The 16,673-nt window shown below is 67.9% G+C and carries 16 protein-coding genes; 5 read left to right on the forward strand and 11 right to left on the reverse strand.

The window, feature by feature from the left end; translation table 11 throughout:
* The first annotated feature begins 48 nt into the window (after positions 1–48).
* The 3 genes from D6860_RS12055 (at position 49) to D6860_RS12065 (ending at position 3,403) form a co-directional block, all read left to right on the forward strand.
* Complete coding sequence (locus tag D6860_RS12055; RefSeq protein ID WP_076624727.1) at positions 49–2,025, forward strand: heme lyase CcmF/NrfE family subunit; 1,977 nt, start codon at positions 49–51, stop codon at positions 2,023–2,025.
* Positions 2,022–2,516, forward strand: coding sequence for a cytochrome c-type biogenesis protein (locus D6860_RS12060; protein ID WP_076624726.1), 495 nt, complete (start codon positions 2,022–2,024; stop codon positions 2,514–2,516). The genes D6860_RS12055 and D6860_RS12060 overlap by 4 nt, the downstream gene beginning before the upstream one ends.
* A 110-nt stretch (positions 2,517–2,626) precedes the next feature.
* On the forward strand, positions 2,627–3,403 hold the full coding sequence (locus tag D6860_RS12065) for an enoyl-CoA hydratase-related protein (RefSeq protein WP_076624725.1): 777 nt from the start codon (positions 2,627–2,629) through the stop codon (positions 3,401–3,403).
* A gap of 91 nt (positions 3,404–3,494) precedes the next feature.
* On the opposite strand, the gene gltA is transcribed toward D6860_RS12065, so the two are convergent.
* Positions 3,495–4,793 carry a citrate synthase gene (gene gltA, locus D6860_RS12070; protein WP_076624724.1) on the reverse strand — a complete coding sequence of 433 codons (1,299 nt, stop codon included), beginning with the start codon at positions 4,791–4,793 and terminating at the stop codon, positions 3,495–3,497.
* Between the two features lie 104 nt (positions 4,794–4,897).
* On the reverse strand, positions 4,898–6,304 hold the full coding sequence (gltX, locus tag D6860_RS12075) for a glutamate--tRNA ligase (RefSeq protein ID WP_076624723.1): 1,407 nt from the start codon (positions 6,302–6,304) through the stop codon (positions 4,898–4,900).
* Positions 6,305–6,382: 78 nt separating this feature from the next.
* Between gltX and D6860_RS12080 the strand changes: the two genes are divergently transcribed.
* Positions 6,383–8,410, forward strand: coding sequence for a ComEC/Rec2 family competence protein (locus tag D6860_RS12080; protein ID WP_076624722.1), 2,028 nt, complete (start codon positions 6,383–6,385; stop codon positions 8,408–8,410).
* A gap of 9 nt (positions 8,411–8,419) precedes the next feature.
* Here D6860_RS12080 and lexA read toward each other — a convergent pair whose 3' ends face one another.
* From lexA to D6860_RS12115, 7 genes are all read right to left on the reverse strand, one after another.
* Positions 8,420–9,115 carry a transcriptional repressor LexA gene (lexA, locus tag D6860_RS12085; protein WP_017468454.1) on the reverse strand — a complete coding sequence of 232 codons (696 nt, stop codon included), beginning with the start codon at positions 9,113–9,115 and terminating at the stop codon, positions 8,420–8,422.
* A 78-nt stretch (positions 9,116–9,193) separates the two neighbouring features.
* Positions 9,194–10,360: a molybdopterin molybdotransferase MoeA gene (glp, locus tag D6860_RS12090; RefSeq protein ID WP_076624721.1), complete on the reverse strand. Its 1,167-nt coding sequence runs from the start codon at positions 10,358–10,360 to the stop codon at positions 9,194–9,196.
* Entirely contained in the window at positions 10,357–10,833 is a 477-nt protein-coding gene (gene moaC, locus D6860_RS12095) for a cyclic pyranopterin monophosphate synthase MoaC (protein ID WP_076624720.1), read from the reverse strand. Before moaC ends, glp begins: the two co-directional genes overlap by 4 nt.
* Positions 10,830–11,633, reverse strand: coding sequence for an indole-3-glycerol phosphate synthase TrpC (trpC, locus tag D6860_RS12100; RefSeq protein WP_076624719.1), 804 nt, complete (start codon positions 11,631–11,633; stop codon positions 10,830–10,832). Before trpC ends, moaC begins: the two co-directional genes overlap by 4 nt.
* Complete coding sequence (locus D6860_RS12105) at positions 11,630–12,289, reverse strand: uracil-DNA glycosylase (protein WP_076624718.1); 660 nt, start codon at positions 12,287–12,289, stop codon at positions 11,630–11,632. Before D6860_RS12105 ends, trpC begins: the two co-directional genes overlap by 4 nt.
* Complete coding sequence (gene trpD, locus D6860_RS12110; RefSeq protein WP_076624717.1) at positions 12,286–13,308, reverse strand: anthranilate phosphoribosyltransferase; 1,023 nt, start codon at positions 13,306–13,308, stop codon at positions 12,286–12,288. The genes D6860_RS12105 and trpD overlap by 4 nt, the downstream gene beginning before the upstream one ends.
* Positions 13,305–13,886 carry an anthranilate synthase component II gene (locus D6860_RS12115; protein WP_076624716.1) on the reverse strand — a complete coding sequence of 194 codons (582 nt, stop codon included), beginning with the start codon at positions 13,884–13,886 and terminating at the stop codon, positions 13,305–13,307. The genes trpD and D6860_RS12115 overlap by 4 nt, the downstream gene beginning before the upstream one ends.
* 133 nt (positions 13,887–14,019) lie before the next feature.
* Between D6860_RS12115 and D6860_RS12120 the strand changes: the two genes are divergently transcribed.
* Complete coding sequence (locus tag D6860_RS12120) at positions 14,020–15,699, forward strand: divergent polysaccharide deacetylase family protein (RefSeq protein WP_076624715.1); 1,680 nt, start codon at positions 14,020–14,022, stop codon at positions 15,697–15,699.
* Positions 15,700–15,719: 20 nt separating this feature from the next.
* Here D6860_RS12120 and D6860_RS12125 read toward each other — a convergent pair whose 3' ends face one another.
* Together D6860_RS12125 and D6860_RS25255 are read right to left on the reverse strand one after the other, a co-directional pair.
* On the reverse strand, positions 15,720–16,379 hold the full coding sequence (locus tag D6860_RS12125) for a DUF1638 domain-containing protein (protein ID WP_076624714.1): 660 nt from the start codon (positions 16,377–16,379) through the stop codon (positions 15,720–15,722).
* Complete coding sequence (locus D6860_RS25255; RefSeq protein ID WP_017467865.1) at positions 16,363–16,536, reverse strand: hypothetical protein; 174 nt, start codon at positions 16,534–16,536, stop codon at positions 16,363–16,365. Before D6860_RS25255 ends, D6860_RS12125 begins: the two co-directional genes overlap by 17 nt.
* Positions 16,537–16,673: the final 137 nt, after the last annotated feature.

The following is a 16,673-nucleotide window of genomic DNA, read 5'->3' on the forward strand; positions in this document are numbered from 1 at the left end:
CAATGTTTTTCGTTGGCCCAAATCATGGGCATCCGTATACACGGAGACATGGTTACCGAGCTTGGACACTTCGCCCTCATTCTCGCCTTCGCCGTCGCCTGCGTGCAGGCCCTCGTGCCGATGGTGGGCGCCCACAAACGCTGGCCCGGCTGGATGGCCGTCGCCGAACCCGCTGCCACCGCGCAGTTCCTGCTTGTGCTGCTGAGTTTCGCAGCGCTCATGCACGCCTTCATCGTCTCCGACTTCTCGCTGAAGCTGGTCGTCGAGAACAGCCACTCCGCCAAACCCCTGATCTACAAGATCAGCGGCGTCTGGGGGAACCACGAGGGCTCGATGCTGCTCTGGGTGCTGATCCTGTCGCTCTTCGGGGCGCTGGCGGCCTGGTTCGGGGGCAACCTGCCGCCGACGTTGCGAGCGCGGGTGCTAGGAGTTCAGGCAATGGTCGGCGTGGCCTTCTACGCCTTCATTCTCTTCACCTCGAATCCCTTCCTGCGCATGGCGGTGCCGCCCTTCGACGGGCAGGACCTGAACCCGTTGCTGCAGGACCCCGGGCTCGCCTTCCACCCGCCGTTTCTCTACCTCGGCTACGTCGGCCTCAGCATCTGCTTCAGCTTCGCCGTGGCCGCGCTGATCGAGGGCCGCGTCGATGCCGCGTGGGGCCGCTGGGTCCGCCCGTGGACGCTGCTCAGCTGGACGTTCCTGACCGTCGGCATCGCGCTCGGCTCTTGGTGGGCCTACTACGAGCTTGGCTGGGGCGGCTTCTGGTTCTGGGACCCGGTCGAGAACGCCTCGTTCATGCCGTGGCTGCTGGCGGCGGCGTTGCTGCACAGCGCCATCGTGGTCGAGAAGCGCGAGGCGCTGAAGAGCTGGACCATCCTGCTGGCCATCCTCGCCTTCGGCTTCTCGCTGATCGGCACCTTCATCGTGCGCTCGGGCGTGCTGACCTCGGTCCACGCCTTCGCCACCGATCCCGAGCGGGGGGTCTTCATCCTCGGTATCCTCGTGGTCTTCACCGGCGGCGCGCTCACGCTCTTCGCGGCGCGGGCAAGCTCGATGCAGGCCAAGGGCGTCTTCGGCATCGTCAGCCGGGAATCGGCGCTGGTGGTGAACAACATCCTGCTGGCGGTGGCCTGCTTCGTGGTCTTCACCGGCACCCTCTGGCCGCTGGTCGCCGAGATGCTCTTCGACCGCAAGCTGTCGGTCGGGGCCCCGTTCTTCAACATGGCATTCACGCCCTTCATGGTGATCCTCGGGCTGGTGCTGCCCTTCGGGGCGATGCTCGGCTGGAAGCGTGGCAAGCTCGGTCGCGCGATGCGTCAGCTTGCGCCGGCGCTGATCGTGGCACTGGCGATCGCGGGATTCTTCTGGACCGTGCAGAGCGGCCGCAGCCTGCTGGGGCCCGTGGGCATGTTCCTCGGCGCGTGGCTGGTGGGTGGCGCGATCACCGACATCCTCGGGCGGATCGGACGTAAACGCGAGTTTGGCCGCCTGCTGCGTCTGCCGCGTGCCGACTGGGGCAAGACGATCTCGCACGCGGGCCTTGGCGTCTGCATGGCAGGGATCGCGGGGCTCATGGCCTGGCAGGAGGAAGACATCCGCGTCGCGCAGGTGAACGAGCCGTTCACCGTCGGGGCCTACGAGATGGAACTGCTCGGCGTCGAGCGTGTGCAGGGGCCGAACTATTTCTCGACGATGGGCGAGGTCGCGGTGCGCCAGAACGGCGAAGAGATCGCGCATCTCTATCCCGAAAAGCGCAACTACCCGGTTGCCAAGATGCCCACCACCGAGGCCGCGATCGATGGTCGTTTCCTTCGCGACATCTACGTCGTGATCGGCGACGCGCAGGATAGCGGCGGCTGGAGCATGCGGGTCTACATCAAGCCGCTCGCGAACTGGATCTGGGGCGGTGCGATCCTCATGGCGCTTGGCGGGTTGCTGAGCCTGTCCGACCGCCGCTTCCGTGTCGCGGCGGGCGCCCGCAAGGCGGCGCAGGCAAAGCAGGCCAAGGGAGTGCCGGCGGAATGACGACGCTGATCCGGCGCACGGGCGCCATCCGGACCGTGGCCTTCGGGCTGCTGCTGGCCTTCGTTGCCAACATGGCGTTGGCGGTGCAGCCGGACGAGGTGCTCGACAACCCCGCGCTCGAGGCGCGGGCGCGGGACATCTCGAAAGGGCTGCGCTGCCTCGTCTGCCAGAACGAGAGCATCGACGATTCCAACGCCTCGCTTGCCCGCGACCTGCGCTTGCTGGTGCGCGAGCGTCTGGTCGAGGGCGACAGCAACGAAGAGGTCGTCGAATTCATCGTCGATCGCTACGGCGAGTTCGTCCTGCTGAAACCGACCACCGGCGGCTGGAACTGGCTGCTCTGGGCGGCGGGGCCGATCCTCTTCGTTTTCGCGCTGATCGTCGGCGGGTTCTACCTGCGCGGCCGGTCCCGCGCCGACGCACCGACCGAGGCGGGCCTTTCCGAGACCGAGCGCGCGCGCCTGCGGCAGATCCTCGACGAACAGGGCTGAGTCCCAAGACGCGGCGTCCGGCCTCCGTGACGCCGCGTTTGCCTTTGCCATCCCGAGCGCGGCGATGTTTCATGGCGCCGGAACGGGACGAGGCGCAGGAGGCAGGCCCCATGGATTACGAAACCATCAGATTCGAGACCGCCGGTGGGGTGGCGCTGATCACCCTGTCACGGCCCGACGTGATGAACGCGCTCGACACGCAGATGCGCGCCGAGATCACCCACGCGATGCAGGTCGCCGGCCGCGAGGCCCGCGCCGTGGTGATGACCGGCGAGGGCCGCGCCTTTTGTTCCGGGCAGGATCTCGGCAACCGAGAGACCGCTGCAAACCTCGATGTCGAGCGCATCCTGCGTGACGAGTACGAGCCGATGCTGAGGGCCATCGTCGAGTGCCCGGTGCCGACAATCGCCGCCGTCAACGGCGCGGCGGCCGGGGCGGGTGCGAACCTCGCGCTGGCCCATGACGTTGTGATCGCCACGGAGAGCGCCTTTTTCATGCAGGCGTTCTCGCGCATCGGCCTCATTCCCGACGCCGGCGGCACATGGGCGCTCCCGCGCCAGATGGGGCTCGCCAAGGCGATGGGAGCGGCGCTCTTTGCCGACCGCATTTCGGCCCGGCAGGCAGATGACTGGGGCATGATCTGGGAGGCGGTGCCTGACGCGGAATTCGAGGCTGTCTGGAAGGCGCGGGCGGACTACCTCGCGCAGGGGCCGACCGAGGCCTTCGCTCGCATCAAGACCGCGCTGCGCAGCGCCTTCGAGAACGACCTTTCCGACCAGCTCGGGGTCGAGGCGCGGCTGCAGGGGGAGTGCGGCAAGACGCGGGATTTCAAGGAAGGCGTCGTCGCCTTTCTCGAGAAGCGCCCGGCGCATTTCGAAGGGCGCTGACCGAAGCGCTGGTTGGCCGGACACTCCGACAACACGGACGTAAAAAAGCCGCCCCGAGGGGCGGCTTTTCGTTGTCCGGTAAGAGAGGCCCTCAGCGGTCCTCGATCTCCTTGTAGTCGCGCAGCGTGTGGCCGCGATACAGCTGGCGCGGACGACCGATCTTGTGCTGCGGATCGGCAAGCTGCTCTTTCCACTGCGAGACCCAGCCGACGGTGCGCGACAGCGCGAAGATCGGCGTGAACATCGACGTGGGGAAGCCCATCGCCTCGAGGATGATGCCCGAGTAGAAGTCGACGTTCGGGAACAGCTTCTTGTCCACGAAGTAATCGTCCTCGAGCGCCTGCTTTTCGAGCTCCTTGGCAACCTGCAGGATCGGGTTGTTCTCGATCCCCATGAGGTCGAGAACCTCGTCTGCGGACTGCTTCATCACCGTCGCGCGCGGGTCGCGGTTCTTGTAGACGCGGTGACCGAAGCCCATCAGGCGGAACGGGTCGTCCTTGTCCTTGGCGCGTGCGATGAACTCGGGGATGCGATCGACGTGCCCGATGGTCTTGAGCATCTCGAGGCAGGCCTGGTTGGCGCCACCGTGCGCCGGACCCCACAGACACGCGATGCCGGCCGCGATGCAGGCGAAGGGGTTCGCCCCCGAGGAGGACGCCAGGCGCACGGTCGAGGTCGAGGCGTTCTGCTCGTGGTCGGCGTGCAGCGTGAAGATCCGGTCCATCGCGCGGCTCAGGATCGGGTCGACCTGGTAGGGCTCGGCCGGCACGCTGAAGCACATGTGCAGGAAGTTGGCCGCGTAGCTCAGGTCGTTGCGCGGATACACGAAGGGCTGGCCGATGGAATACTTGTAGGCCCATGCCGCGATGGTCGGCATCTTCGCGATCAGGCGGTGCGAGGCGATCTCGCGCTGCTTGGGGTCCGAGATGTCGGTGCTGTCGTGGTAGAACGCCGACATCGCGCCGACCACGCCCACCATGGTCGCCATCGGGTGCGCGTCCCGGCGGAAGCCACGGAAGAAGTACTGCATCTGCTCGTGCAGCATGGTGTGGCGGGTGATGGTGTTCTCGAACTTCTCGAGCTCGGCCGCCGACGGAAGCTCGCCGTAGAGCAGCAGGTAGCAGACCTCGAGGTAGTGCGACTTGCCGGCCAGCTGGTCGATGGGGTAGCCGCGGTGCAGCAGCTCGCCCTTGTTGCCGTCGATGAAGGTGATGGTGCTGTCGCAGCTGGCGGTCGAGGTGAAGCCCGGGTCATAGGTGAAGACACCGGCCTGCGCGTAGAGCTTGCGGATGTCGACCACGTCCGGCCCGGCGGTCGGCGAGTAGATCGGAAGATCGTAGGTCTGATCGCCGATCGTCAGCGTCGCGGATTTCGTCGGAGTTTCAGCCATGCTTATGCGTTCCTTTCGAAATGGCCCGGGCGCCCCTTGGGTGCCCGTGGCGGTGTTCCTTCACATGGCCTTCGAGACGTTCCGGGAAACGCTCTTTCAGGCCCTTACCCCGTCTCGGAGCTTGCTGCCTGCCGGATCCGGAGGAGGCTTTCCTCCTTGCCGAGCACCAGCATCATGTCGAATACGCTCGGGGTGACGCTGCGACCGGCGAGGGCTGCACGCAAGGGCCCGGCAAGCTTGCCGAATTTGGTCCCCTGTGCGTCAGCGAATTCGGCCATCGTCTCCTCGAGCTTCTCCCGCGACCAGCTAGCATTTTGCAGCTGCGGCGTCAACGCAGCCAGTATACCACGGGATACAGGGTCGAGTGCCTTCGCCGCCTTCTCGTCCGGCTCGATTGGCGAGGATGTCAAAACGAACTCCGCCTTTTCAAGGAGTTGCGGAAGGGTCTTCGCGCGGTCTTTCAGGCAGTACATGCCTCGCAGCAGCCCATCCTTTTGTCCTTCGCTCAGCGCAGGCTGCCCCGATGCCGCGAGGTAAGCTTCGATTTCATGCAGCAGTGCAGCATCGTCGGCGACCGCGATCTGCTGGCCGCAGAGATTCTCGAGCTTCTTGAAGTCGAAGCGCGCGGGCGACTTGCCGATTCCCGACAGGTCGAACCACTCGGTGGCCTGCGCATCGGTGAAGAACTCGTCGTCGCCGTGGCTCCAGCCGAGCCGCGCAAGGTAGTTGCGCATCCCGGCCGAGGGGTAGCCCAGCTTCTGGTATTCGTCGACGCCGAGCGCACCGTGGCGCTTCGAGAGTTTCTTGCCGTCGGGCCCGTGGATCAGCGGGATATGCGCATAGACCGGAAGATCCCAGCCCATCGCGGTGTAGATGCCCATCTGCCGCGCAGCGTTGTTCAGGTGGTCGTCGCCACGGATCACATGGGTCACGCCCATGTCGTGATCGTCGACGACGACGGCGAGCATGTAGACCGGCGAGCCGTCCGAGCGCAGCAGGATCATGTCGTCGAGCTGGTCGTTGCGGATGGTGACGCGGCCCTGCACCTCGTCCTCGATCACCGTTTCGCCCTCCATCGGGGTCCGGAGCCGGATCACGTAGGGCGCGTCGGGGTGGGTCGCGGGATCGGCGTCGCGCCACGGGCTCTGGAACAGCGTTGACCGGCCTTCTTCCTTGGCCTTCTCGCGAAAGGCCGAGATTTCCTCCTGCGACGAGAAGCATTTGTAGGCGGCGCCCTTGGCAAGCAGCTCCCGGGCGACCTCGGCGTGACGGTCGGCGCGCTCGTATTGGCTCACCACTTCGCCGTCGTGGTCGAGGCCAAGCCAGTCGAGGCCCTTGAGGATCGCCTCGGTCGCCTCCGGGGTCGAACGCGCGCGGTCGGTGTCCTCGATCCGCAGCAGGAACCGGCCGCCCCGGCCACGGGCATAGAGCCAGTTGAACAGCGCCGTGCGGGCCCCGCCGATGTGCAGGAAGCCGGTCGGGGACGGCGCGAAACGGGTGACGACGGACATGGGTTCTTAACCTCTCGGTAACCAAGGGGAGGATAGCGTTTGCGGCGTTCCTAACCAGCGGACGGGACGGGGGCAAGTATGCGGCAGATCGCGGCGTGGATGCAGGCCGGACTGAGCGGCCAGCGCGGGCATCTGTTCCCATGGGTGCCGGTGGCGCTCGCGGGCGGGATCGGCCTCTACTTCGCCTTGCCGGAAGAGCCGCCGGTCTGGGGGCTGATCGGCGCGGCGCTTGCGGGGGCGCTCGTGCTGGTCCTGTCGCGGCGGCTCGGGGTGGGGCACGCGCCCCTTGCCGTCGCGGCGGGGCTCGTCGCCCTTGGCGTTTCGCTGGCGGGCGCGCGGGCGCATTGGGTGGCGGGTCCGCAGCTGGGCTTCCGCTACTACGGGCCGATCGAGGGGCGGATCGTCGCCATCGACCGCTCCGCCTCGGACGCGCTTCGGCTGACGCTCGACCGCGTCGTGCTGCGCCGGATGGCGCCGCAGGAGACCCCGGCGCGGGTCCGCGTCTCGCTGCACGGAGAGCAGGGGTTTCTCGATCCCTTTCCCGGGCAGACGGTGATCCTGACGGGGCATCTCTCGCCACCGGGAGGCGCGGCGGAGCCCGGAGGCTTCGACTTCCGGCGACATGCCTGGTTCCTGCGCCTGGGGGCGGTCGGCTACACGCGAACGCCGGTCCTGCTGTTGGTTCCCCGGCCTGACAGGGTGACGCTCACCGGCCTCCGCATGGCGCTGTCGGCGCGGGTGCAGGCGGCGCTGCCCGGCGAGGCCGGGGCCTTTGCCGCCGCCGTGATGACGGGCGATCGCAAGGGCATGGCCCGCGAGACGGTCGAGGCGCTGCGCCATAGCAACCTCGCGCATCTTCTCGCCATCTCCGGGCTGCACATGGGGCTTCTGACCGGCTTCGTCTTCGGCGCTGTTCGGCTGGCATTGCTCGTGCCGGCCCGGACGCGCCACCATGTGCCCGGAAAGAAGATCGCGGCAGCGCTGGCGTTGCTCGCGGCCTGCGGCTATCTCGCGCTGTCGGGCGGCAACGTTGCCACCGAACGGGCCTTCGTCATGGTGGCAGTCATGCTGTTCGCCGTGCTCTTCGACCGACGTGCCCTGTCTTTGCGCGCGGTCGCGCTCGCGGCGCTGATCGTCCTGGCGCTGCGGCCCGAAGCGCTGCTGGGGCCCGGTTTCCAGATGTCCTTTGCAGCAACCATCGCGCTGGTGAGCGTGTTCGGTGCCCTGCGCGAGATCGGCGCGGAGCGGCGTGCGCCGGGCTGGCTGAGGCCGGTCATCGCCCTCGTGGTTTCGTCGGTCACGGCGGCGGCGGCCACGGCCCCCATCGCGATGGCGCATTTCAACCTCGTCTCGCACTACGGGCTCGTAGCCAACCTCACCACCGTTCCGATCATGGGTCTTGTCGTCGTGCCGATGGCCGTGGTCGCGGCGCTGCTCATGCCGCTCGGGCTGGACTGGCTGGCCTTCGCCCCGATGCGGCTCGGACTGGAGTGGATACTCCTCGTCGCCCGCACCGTCTCGGGTTGGGAGGGTGCCGTGGGCCACATCGTCGCCCCCGGCCCATCGGTTCTGCCGCTGATCGCCGTGGGAGGACTGATGCTCTGCCTTTGGCGCGGCGGCCTGCGGTGGGCCGGGCTCGCGCCGATCTGCCTCGCCCTTGCGCTCTGGACCACGGCGAAGCGGCCCGACATCCTGATCTCGGACACCGGCACCCTTGTGGGGGTGATGACCGACCGGGGTCGTGCGCTGACCCGCGAACGCGGGGCCGGGTTTCTCGCGGGGATCTGGCTCGAGAACGACGGCCGGCCCGGAGATCAGGCCGAGGCCGCGGCGCTCTGGCCCGGTGGCGCACCGCAGCGCATTGCCCGTATGACGCTGCCCGGTCTCGGCATCACGCATCTGCAGGGCAAGCGCGCGGCGCAGGCCTTTGCCGGCTGCGCGCCCCGCGAGATCGTCGTGGCGAGCGTGGATCTTCCCGAGATACCCGGCTGCGACATCTACGATCCGGCCCGCCTGCGGCGCACCGGTTCCGTCGCAGTGTGGCTTGCGCCGGACGGCCCGCGCATCGAGACCGCTGCAGGCGCGCGCCTTTGGCACGGCCGCTGAACGGTCGGCTCAGTAGGTGCGGATCAGCCCCACGAGCCTGCCCTGAATCTTCACCGAACCGACCGGCAGCACGCGCGGCTCGAACTGGGGATTGGCCGCCTCGAGCACGATGGTGTCGCCCTTGCGGCGGAAACGCTTCAATGTCGCCTCGTATCCTTCGACCTGCGCGACGACGATCTCGCCGTTCTCGGCGGCGCCGGTTTCGCGGATGATGACCACGTCACCGTCATTGATCCCCGCACCGATCATCGAGTCGCCCGTCACCTCGAGCGCGAAATGTCTTGCATTGGCCGTCAGCATGGCACCGGGGACGGCGATGTTGGGCGGGTTGTCGGCAATCGACTGGATCGGCTCGCCGGCGGCGATGCGGCCGAGCAGCGGCAACTCAAGCGCCTCGATGCTGCTCACCGGCTGTGCCTGCGCGGGCTGGCTGTCGGGGCGGTCTCCGTCGATCACCTCGGGCCGGAAGCCCGACGGTTTCCCGCCGAGGCTTTCTGGCAGCTTCACGATCTCGATGGCGCGGGCGCGATGGGCCAGCCTGCGAATGAAGCCGCGCTCCTCGAGCGCCGTGATCAGGCGGTGGATGCCCGACTTCGAGCGCAAGTCCAGCGCTTCCTTCATCTCGTCGAAGCTGGGTGGCACGCCATCGCGTTGCAGCCGCTTGTTGATGAAGTCCAGAAGGTCGAGCTGTTTCTTGGTCAGCATGATTTTTTCCCGCCATTATCTGCCTTTGTTCTACACATGTTCACTTTTTGTGTCAACATGTGAAGCGGCGGTCTTGTATCAGAGCCGAACGATCTCGACCTCGTCGCCTTGGCTGCGCGCGGGATCATGCGGCGGGCGCACGACCAGCGCGTCCGACGCGCCAAGCACGCTCAGCAACGAGCTGTCCTGTCGGTCGAACACCTTGGCGCCGCCGGCCCCGAGGCGGGCCCGCATGTAGTGTTCGCGGGGGCCGTTCGCGCCGATATCGGCGGCGAGTTTGATCGTTTCGCGCGCCGCCGGTGCAGCGCCCAGTCCGAGCATCGCGCGGATCACCGGCGCCATGAAGATATGCCCGCAAACCATTGCAGATACCGGATTTCCCGGAAGCCCGAGCATCATCGCCTCGCCCAGCCGGCCGGACATGAGCGGCTTGCCCGGACGCATCGCCACCTTGTGGAAGGCGCGGTCGAGTCCCATGCTCTCGGCCACCGTCGCGACAAGGTCGTGATCGCCCACCGAGGCGCCGCCGATGGTGATGACCAGATCGGCGTCATCGACAAGCCCGAGCACCGTGCGCAGGGCGCTTTCGCTGTCGCGGGCAATAGGCAGGAGCCGGGGCTCGGCGCCGAGGTCTGTCAGCAAGGCATGCAGTCCGAAGGTGTTCGATACGATGATCTGGTCGGGACCGGGTGTTTCGCCCGGCATGACGAGTTCGTCGCCGGTCGACACCAGCGCGACCCTGGGGCGTCGCGTGACCGGCACATGGGCCACGTTCATGGCGGCCAGAAGGGCGATGTCCTGCGGCCCGAGCCGGCGTGGCGCCGGAATCGTCTCACCGACCTTGAAGTCGCCGCCGTGCGGCCGAATGTTGGTTCCGGCCCCGAGCCGATCGGTAATGGTGATCTGGTCGCCGGTCCGGTCGACATCTTCCTGAATCACAACGGTTTTCGCGCCATTCGGGACGGGAGCGCCGGTGAAGATGCGCACGGCGTCTCCGGGGCCGACGTGGCCCGGGAACGCACTCCCGGCCGCGGCTTCGCCGATGACCCTGAAGGTCATGCCGGGGGCTGCCTCCGCCACGGCGTAGCCATCCATCGCGGAGGCCGAGAACGGCGGCTGGTCACGGTTCGCGGTGACCGGACGGGCAAGAACGCGGCCGGCTGCCTGGAGCAGAGGGACCTCTTCGACTTCCAGCGGCCTGACGAGGGCGAACAGCTTGTCGAGCGCTTCCGATACCGGGATCATGTCGCCTCGTAACGCCCTGACTTTCCGCCATCTTTCAGGACCACGCGGATGCCGCCGATCTCCATGGCCTTGTCGACGGCCTTGGCCATGTCATAGACGGTCAGCGCCGCGGTCGAGACGGCGGTCAGCGCCTCCATCTCGACACCGGTCTGGCCGGTGGTCTTGACCGTTGCCTCGATCCGCAGCCCCGGAAGATCGGCGTCCGGGGTCAGATCGACCGTCACCTTGGTCACGGGAAGCGGATGGCACAGCGGGATCAGCTCCGGCGTCTTCTTCGCGCCCATGATCCCGGCGAGCCGTGCAACGCTGATCACATCGCCCTTCTTGGCACGACCTTCGGTAATGATTTCAAAGGTTTCGGGCGCCATCTTTACCCAGCCTTCGGCGGTGGCGATGCGGGCGGTGACGGCCTTGTCGGAGACGTCGACCATGTGGGCGTCGCCCTTGGCGTCGAAATGGGTGAGCCCGCTCATGCCGCCACCGGGTCCTTCAGCAGTGTCCGCGTCGCGTCTTCGACGTTCTCCTGCCGCATCAGGCTTTCGCCGATCAGGAACGCCCGCGCCCCGTAGCCAGCCATGTCGGCGAGATCGGCGGGGGTGTTCAGACCGGATTCGGAGATCAGCAGACGATCAGACGGCACCATCGTCGACAGCACGCGCGTCGTCTCGAGCGTGGTCTCGAAGGTCTTGAGATTGCGGTTGTTCACGCCCATCAGCGGTGATTTCAGCTTGAGCGCGCGTTCGAGCTCCGCGGCATCGTGAACCTCGATCAGCGCGTCCATGCCCCAGGCGTTGGCCGCGTCTTCGAGTTCGGCCGCCTGCGCATCGGAGACCGAGGCCATGATGATCAGGATGCAGTCGGCCCCGAGCGCACGCGCCTCGGCGACCTGGTAGGTGTCATACATGAAGTCCTTGCGCAGCGCCGGCAGCGACGTGGCCGCGCGCGCCTCGGTGAGAAAGGACTTGGCGCCTTGGAAAGAGGGCGTATCGGTCAGCACCGAGAGGCAGGTTGCGCCGCCGCGCTCGTAGGCCGCTGCAAGCGTCGCCGGGTGAAAATCCTCGCGGATCAGCCCCTTGGAAGGCGACGCCTTCTTGACTTCGGCGATCAGACCGTAGCCCGTTTCCGCCGCCTTGCGCAGAGCGCCGGCGAAGGGACGGATCGGGCCGGCGGCCTTCGCCTCGGCCTCGATCTCCGACAGCGGCTTCACGGCCTTGTCGGCGGCAATCTCTTCCAGCTTGTAGGCCTTGATCTTGTCGAGGATCGTCAGGGTCATGGGCAGGCCTCCTCCGGCGTCGTCCAGTTGATCGGCGGTTCACCCTTCGCAATAAGCCACTCGTTCACCCGCGAAAAGGGGCGCGATCCGAAAAAGCCGCGCCGCGCCGAGAGTGGCGAGGGATGAGGGGCGCGCAGCACGAGGTGGTCGTTGCCGAGAATGTGCTTGTCGAAGCCTTGTGCGTGTTTCCCCCAGAGGATGAAGGCGCGGGGTCGATCTGAAAGAAATTCAATAGTTTGCGATGTAAGCTTCGACCAGCCGAGACGGGCATGCGCCCCGGCGTTGCCGGCCGGAACCGTGAGCGAGGTGTTAAGCAGCAGCACACCCTGGCGGGCCCAGAAGCGCAGGTCGCCGTTTGGTGGCACGGCCCCGAACTCGGCCTCGAGCTCCTTGTAGATGTTGCCGAGGGAACGCGGCAACGGGCGCACGTCGGGCGCGACCGAAAAGGCCAGCCCATGCGCATGGCCGGGCGTCGGGTAGGGATCCTGTCCGAGGATTACGACGCGGACATCGTCGGGCGCGCAGGCCTTGAGCGCCGCGAAGACCTGCGGCGCGGGCGGCAGCACGTCCCGGGTCTCGGCCGCCAGCGCCGCCTCGATCCGTGGCAGGTCGTCCCGGAAGAAGGGCAGCGCAGCCCATGCCTTCGGCGGGGTCATGCGGCCTTCTGCGTGGCGGAAGCCAGCGCGGTTACCTTGCCCTTCGCCGCGCCGCTGTCGATGCTCTGGCGCGCCATGGCGACGCCCTCGCGCAGGTCGGCGGCCTTGCCGGATACCACAAGTGCTGCGGCGGAATTCAGCAGCACCGCGTCGCGGTAGGCGGTCTGGGCGCCATCGAGCAGTGCACGGAAGGCCTTGGCGTTCTCGGAGGGGGTGCCGCCGACGATTTCCTCGAAGGGATGCTCGGGCAGGCCGGCGTCCTCGGGGTGCAGCTCGACCTCGCGGACGCTGCCGTCTTCCTCGAGCGCCGCGACCCAGCTCACCCCGGAGATTGCCAGCTCGTCGGTGCCATCCGAGCCGTGCACCAGCCACGCCCGCTCGGAGCCGAGCTGGCCCAGTGTCTCGGCCATCGGGCGAATGAGCTCGCGCGAGAAGGCGCCAGTGAGCTGACGCTTGACGCCCGCGGGATTGGTGATCGGCCCGAGGATGTTGAAGATGGTGCGGGTGCCGAGCTCGATGCGCACCGGGGCGACGTGCTTCATCGCCGGGTGGTGCATCGGCGCCATCATGAAGCAGATGCCGACCTCTTCTAGGATGGGGGCGATGGCCTTGGCGGGCAGCATGACCTCGATCCCCATCTGGCCAAGCGCGTCGGCCGAGCCGGATTTCGACGACAGGTTGCGGTTGCCGTGCTTGGCCACGGTCACGCCGGCGCCGGCCACGACAAAGGCGGTGGCGGTCGAGATGTTCAGCGTGCCCTTGCCGTCGCCGCCGGTGCCGACGATGTCGATGGCGCCCGCGGGCGCGGTCACCGGGTTGCACTTGGCGCGCATCACGCTCGCGGCGGCGGTGTATTCGTCGACCGTCTCGCCCCGGGTGCGCAGTGCCATGAGCAGCCCGCCCATCTGAGCGGGGGTGGCCTCACCCTCGAACAGCACGTCAAAGGCGGTTTCCGCCTCGGCGCGGGTCAGGGGCCGGCTGGCGGCGGTGCCGATCAACGGCTTCAGTCGGTCGCTCATGCGGGGACCTTCATCGTATCGAGGAAATTCTGGATCAGCGCGTGACCATGTTCCGAGGCAATGCTCTCGGGGTGGAACTGCACGCCGTGGATGGGCAGGTCGCGGTGACGCAGCCCCATGATGGTGCCGTCCTCGAGCCAGGCGTTGGCGATCAGGCAGTCGGGCAGGCTGTCGCGCTCGACCACGAGGCTGTGGTAGCGCGTCGCCTCGAACGGCGAAGGCAGCCCGGCGAAGACGCCGGTGCCGTCGTGGTGCACGAGGCCCATCTTGCCGTGCACGATCTCGGCATGCTGCACGACCTTGCCGCCGAACGCCTGTCCGATGGTCTGATGGCCGAGGCAGACACCGAAGAGCGGGACGCCGGTTTCCGCGGCGGCCTCGGTCAGCGCGAGGCAGATGCCCGCCTGGTCCGGGTCGCAGGGGCCGGGGCTCAGCAGGATGCCGGTGGGCTTCAGCGCCATCGCCTCCTGCACGTTCAGCGCGTCGTTTCGCCAGACCTGCGTCTCGACCCCCAGCTCGCCGACGTAGTGGACGAGGTTGTAGGTAAAGCTGTCATAATTGTCGATGAGCAGGAGCATGTGACATTCTCGGTCTGGAAGGAGGTTCGCTGTCCGGGCTATACATGCGCCCGGACAAGGTGCAGCGTCAAGGGCATGCGCCGGGACAGTGGCCGGGACAGGGCCACCGGGCAGAACGGGGGCAAAAGAGCGCATGGGCAAGGGCTTTCTCGCGGGCGCGGTGATGGGCACGGCGGTCTCGATCCTCGGGGCCGGGGTGGTGGCGGTCGTCGTAGGTCCGCCCGAGCGGCAGCCAGCGTCTCCGGAGGTCGCGACGGACACCACGGCGCCGTCCATCGCTGAGCCGGACGCACCAGGTGCACCGGGCGTGTCCGCGCCCGAGGTGAGTGAGGCCGAGACCATGGAGAAGCCCTCGGCGCCCGTGCCGGATGTGCTTCCGGAAAACGCGCCGGTCGCCTCCGATGCGCCTCCGGCGCCCGAGGACCCGGAGCCGGAGGCCGCGCCGTCGCGCATGGCGCCCACCACCCCCGCGACCTCCCGAGACGAGCCGGCGGCGCCTGCCGCTCCGTCAAGTGAGCCGGCGCCCCTTGCGGAGACCGGTGACACGCCACCCGAAACGGTGACGGAGCTCACGCCTCCGTTGGAGCCCGTTGAACCGGACGAGGCGCCGTCGGTAGGCGACGTGGCGCTTGGCGAGGTCCCGAAGCGCGCCGAGACCGCATCGCCCGCAGTGGCCGGGGCTGAGAGCGCGCCCGTCGAAAGCTCGAGCGACACGCCCCCCGAAATGGTCACCGCCGTTGATGCGCCGGAGACGCCGGCGGCGCCCGAAACCGGAACTCCGGATGCGCGGATCGACATGGCTGCGCCGGACCGCGCCGAGGCGACCGCGCCGATCGCGCCTGCCTCCGATGTCACGCCCGATCTCGCCACCGTGACGCCGGAGCCGCCGCTGCCGGCCCAGCGGCCCGAGGCGCCCGACACAGTCTCACCGGTCGAGGACGCACCCGCGCCCCCGGAGCCAGAGGTGCAGGGCGCGGAAAGCGCGCAGGAGACCGCCAGCGCCCGGCCCGCGATCGGCACGCCGGCCCGGTCGCTTCTGGAGCGTGACAGCGCGTCGAGCAGTCGCCTGCCGAGCATTGGCGATACCCCGGAGGACACGGAAGCCGCGCCCGAGGCCGAAGCGCAGGACAAGCCGCCGCTTGAACGCTTCGCGGCCGACGTCGACGTTGCGGCGGACGAGCCGCGCATGGCGATCGTGCTGATCGACGACGGCGTGGGGCCGCTCGGTCCCGATACCGTCGGCGAGTTCCCGTTTCCGGTCAGCTTCGCGATCTCGCCGTCGCATCCAGATCCGGCCGCCGCCGCCCGCGGCTACCGCGGACGTGGGTTCGAGGTGCTGGCCGTGGCCGGGGCCCCCGAGGGCGCGCAGGCCAGCGATGTCGAGGTGTCGCTCGGAGGCGCGCTCGATGCGGTTCCGGAAGCGGTCGCGGTGCTCGAGGACCCGGACATGGGGCTTCAGGCGTCGCGCGCGGTGTCCGAGCAGGCGGCGCAGATCCTGCTGGCCTCGGGGCACGGTTTGCTGATGTTGCCGAACGGTCTGAACACCGGGCAGGCGCTGGCGCTTCGCGAGGGCGTGCCCTCGGCCACGGTGTTCCGCGATTTCGACGGCGAGGGGCAGGACCCGCGCGTGATGCGCCGGTTCCTCGATCAGGCGGCGTTCAAGGCGCGGCAGGAGGGCGCGGTGGTGATGATGGGGCGGCTGCGCGCCGACACAGTCTCGGCGCTGCTGCTCTGGGGCCTGCAGGACCGGGCGACCAGCGTCGCCATGGTGCCGATCTCGGTGGTGCTGCGCGAGAGCCTTGCCGACGACTAACGGGGACGGGGCGCGAGGGCTCAGGCCCGGTCGGCCCAGCGCGCAAGGGCCGTCTGCAGGTCGCCGTATCCGGTGAAACGGCGTTCGAACCGAAGACCGAGCCGCGCGGCATGTGCCTCGGCCTGCGCCGTGAGCGCCGGATCGTCGGTCTGTGCCTGGTACACGAGCTTCTCGTAATTGCCGAAATACATGTCGCGCAGTGCCGGGTGACGGTCGAGCCCAAGCGGCTCCCAGACGAAGGCATCGAACTGGCGCACGAGAAAATCGGTGAGGTAGAAGCTCGTCGGCTCGTCGATCTCGGCAAAGCGGTCGAGGCCCTCGTAGAAGGCGTAGCAGTGCGGGCCCGCGATCATCTCGACGCCCAGCGCGTCGCAGGCGGCCTGCAACCGCCCGCCGGTGCCGCAATCGGCATAGACGACGCAGATGCGGTCGTAGGCATCGCGATGTTTCGCGACGGCGGCGCGCACCGCGTCGGTGATCTTTTCGGGATGGTTGTGCAGGATGGCGGGCAGGCAGGTGAGGTCGAGATGATCCCAGCCCGTCTGCCGCTTGAGGTCGACGATCTCGCGGGCGAGCGCGCCGCAGGCGATCAACAGGACCCGACCCCGGCCCGCAGGCGCAAGGCCCTTGCGGGTCAGTGTCGCGTCATCGGGCGCGGAACGGTCAGGCGTGTCCGTCATCCGGCGCGACCGGGGACATCGCCCACCGGACGAGCAGGGCCGCGGCCAGAAGCACGGGGATCACGGTGCCTGCGCCCCAGGACAGGAACGCCCAGATGGTCAGCCCCGACATCGCCAGAACCGCGATGATGAGGGTCACGAGTTGTGTCACCGGCATGATCGACTCCTTTCGCGTACTCGAAAGATAGGCGCTTGGGCCTTACAATTAAAGCCAATTCCGCTCCTGTCGATGTATTCCGCCAAATTCCGCCACGTGGCGCCCGCCTCCGAAGGCTTGGTTCAGGATACGTGACA

This window comes from Salipiger sp. D13, assembly GCF_003703915.1.
GTDB classification, from domain to species: Bacteria; Pseudomonadota; Alphaproteobacteria; order Rhodobacterales; family Rhodobacteraceae; genus Salipiger; species Salipiger profundus.

Excerpts from the sequence above, each read along its gene's own strand:
- D6860_RS12080 (WP_076624722.1), top strand. The coding sequence starts at position 6,383 with ATGCGGCAGATCGCGGCGTGGATGCAGGCCGGACTGAGCGGCCAGCGC.
- glp (WP_076624721.1), bottom strand. The coding sequence starts at position 10,360 with ATGATCCCGGTATCGGAAGCGCTCGACAAGCTGTTCGCCCTCGTCAGG.
- gltX (WP_076624723.1), bottom strand. The coding sequence starts at position 6,304 with ATGTCCGTCGTCACCCGTTTCGCGCCGTCCCCGACCGGCTTCCTGCAC.
- D6860_RS12120 (WP_076624715.1), top strand. The coding sequence starts at position 14,020 with ATGGGCAAGGGCTTTCTCGCGGGCGCGGTGATGGGCACGGCGGTCTCG.
- D6860_RS12115 (WP_076624716.1), bottom strand. The coding sequence starts at position 13,886 with ATGCTCCTGCTCATCGACAATTATGACAGCTTTACCTACAACCTCGTC.
- gltA (WP_076624724.1), bottom strand. The coding sequence starts at position 4,793 with ATGGCTGAAACTCCGACGAAATCCGCGACGCTGACGATCGGCGATCAG.
- D6860_RS25255 (WP_017467865.1), bottom strand. The coding sequence starts at position 16,536 with ATGCCGGTGACACAACTCGTGACCCTCATCATCGCGGTTCTGGCGATG.
- lexA (WP_017468454.1), bottom strand. The coding sequence starts at position 9,115 with ATGCTGACCAAGAAACAGCTCGACCTTCTGGACTTCATCAACAAGCGG.
- D6860_RS12055 (WP_076624727.1), top strand. The coding sequence starts at position 49 with ATGGTTACCGAGCTTGGACACTTCGCCCTCATTCTCGCCTTCGCCGTC.
- D6860_RS12060 (WP_076624726.1), top strand. The coding sequence starts at position 2,022 with ATGACGACGCTGATCCGGCGCACGGGCGCCATCCGGACCGTGGCCTTC.
- trpD (WP_076624717.1), bottom strand. The coding sequence starts at position 13,308 with ATGAGCGACCGACTGAAGCCGTTGATCGGCACCGCCGCCAGCCGGCCC.
- D6860_RS12125 (WP_076624714.1), bottom strand. The coding sequence starts at position 16,379 with ATGACGGACACGCCTGACCGTTCCGCGCCCGATGACGCGACACTGACC.
- trpC (WP_076624719.1), bottom strand. The coding sequence starts at position 11,633 with ATGACCCTGACGATCCTCGACAAGATCAAGGCCTACAAGCTGGAAGAG.
- moaC (WP_076624720.1), bottom strand. The coding sequence starts at position 10,833 with ATGAGCGGGCTCACCCATTTCGACGCCAAGGGCGACGCCCACATGGTC.
- D6860_RS12105 (WP_076624718.1), bottom strand. The coding sequence starts at position 12,289 with ATGACCCCGCCGAAGGCATGGGCTGCGCTGCCCTTCTTCCGGGACGAC.
- D6860_RS12065 (WP_076624725.1), top strand. The coding sequence starts at position 2,627 with ATGGATTACGAAACCATCAGATTCGAGACCGCCGGTGGGGTGGCGCTG.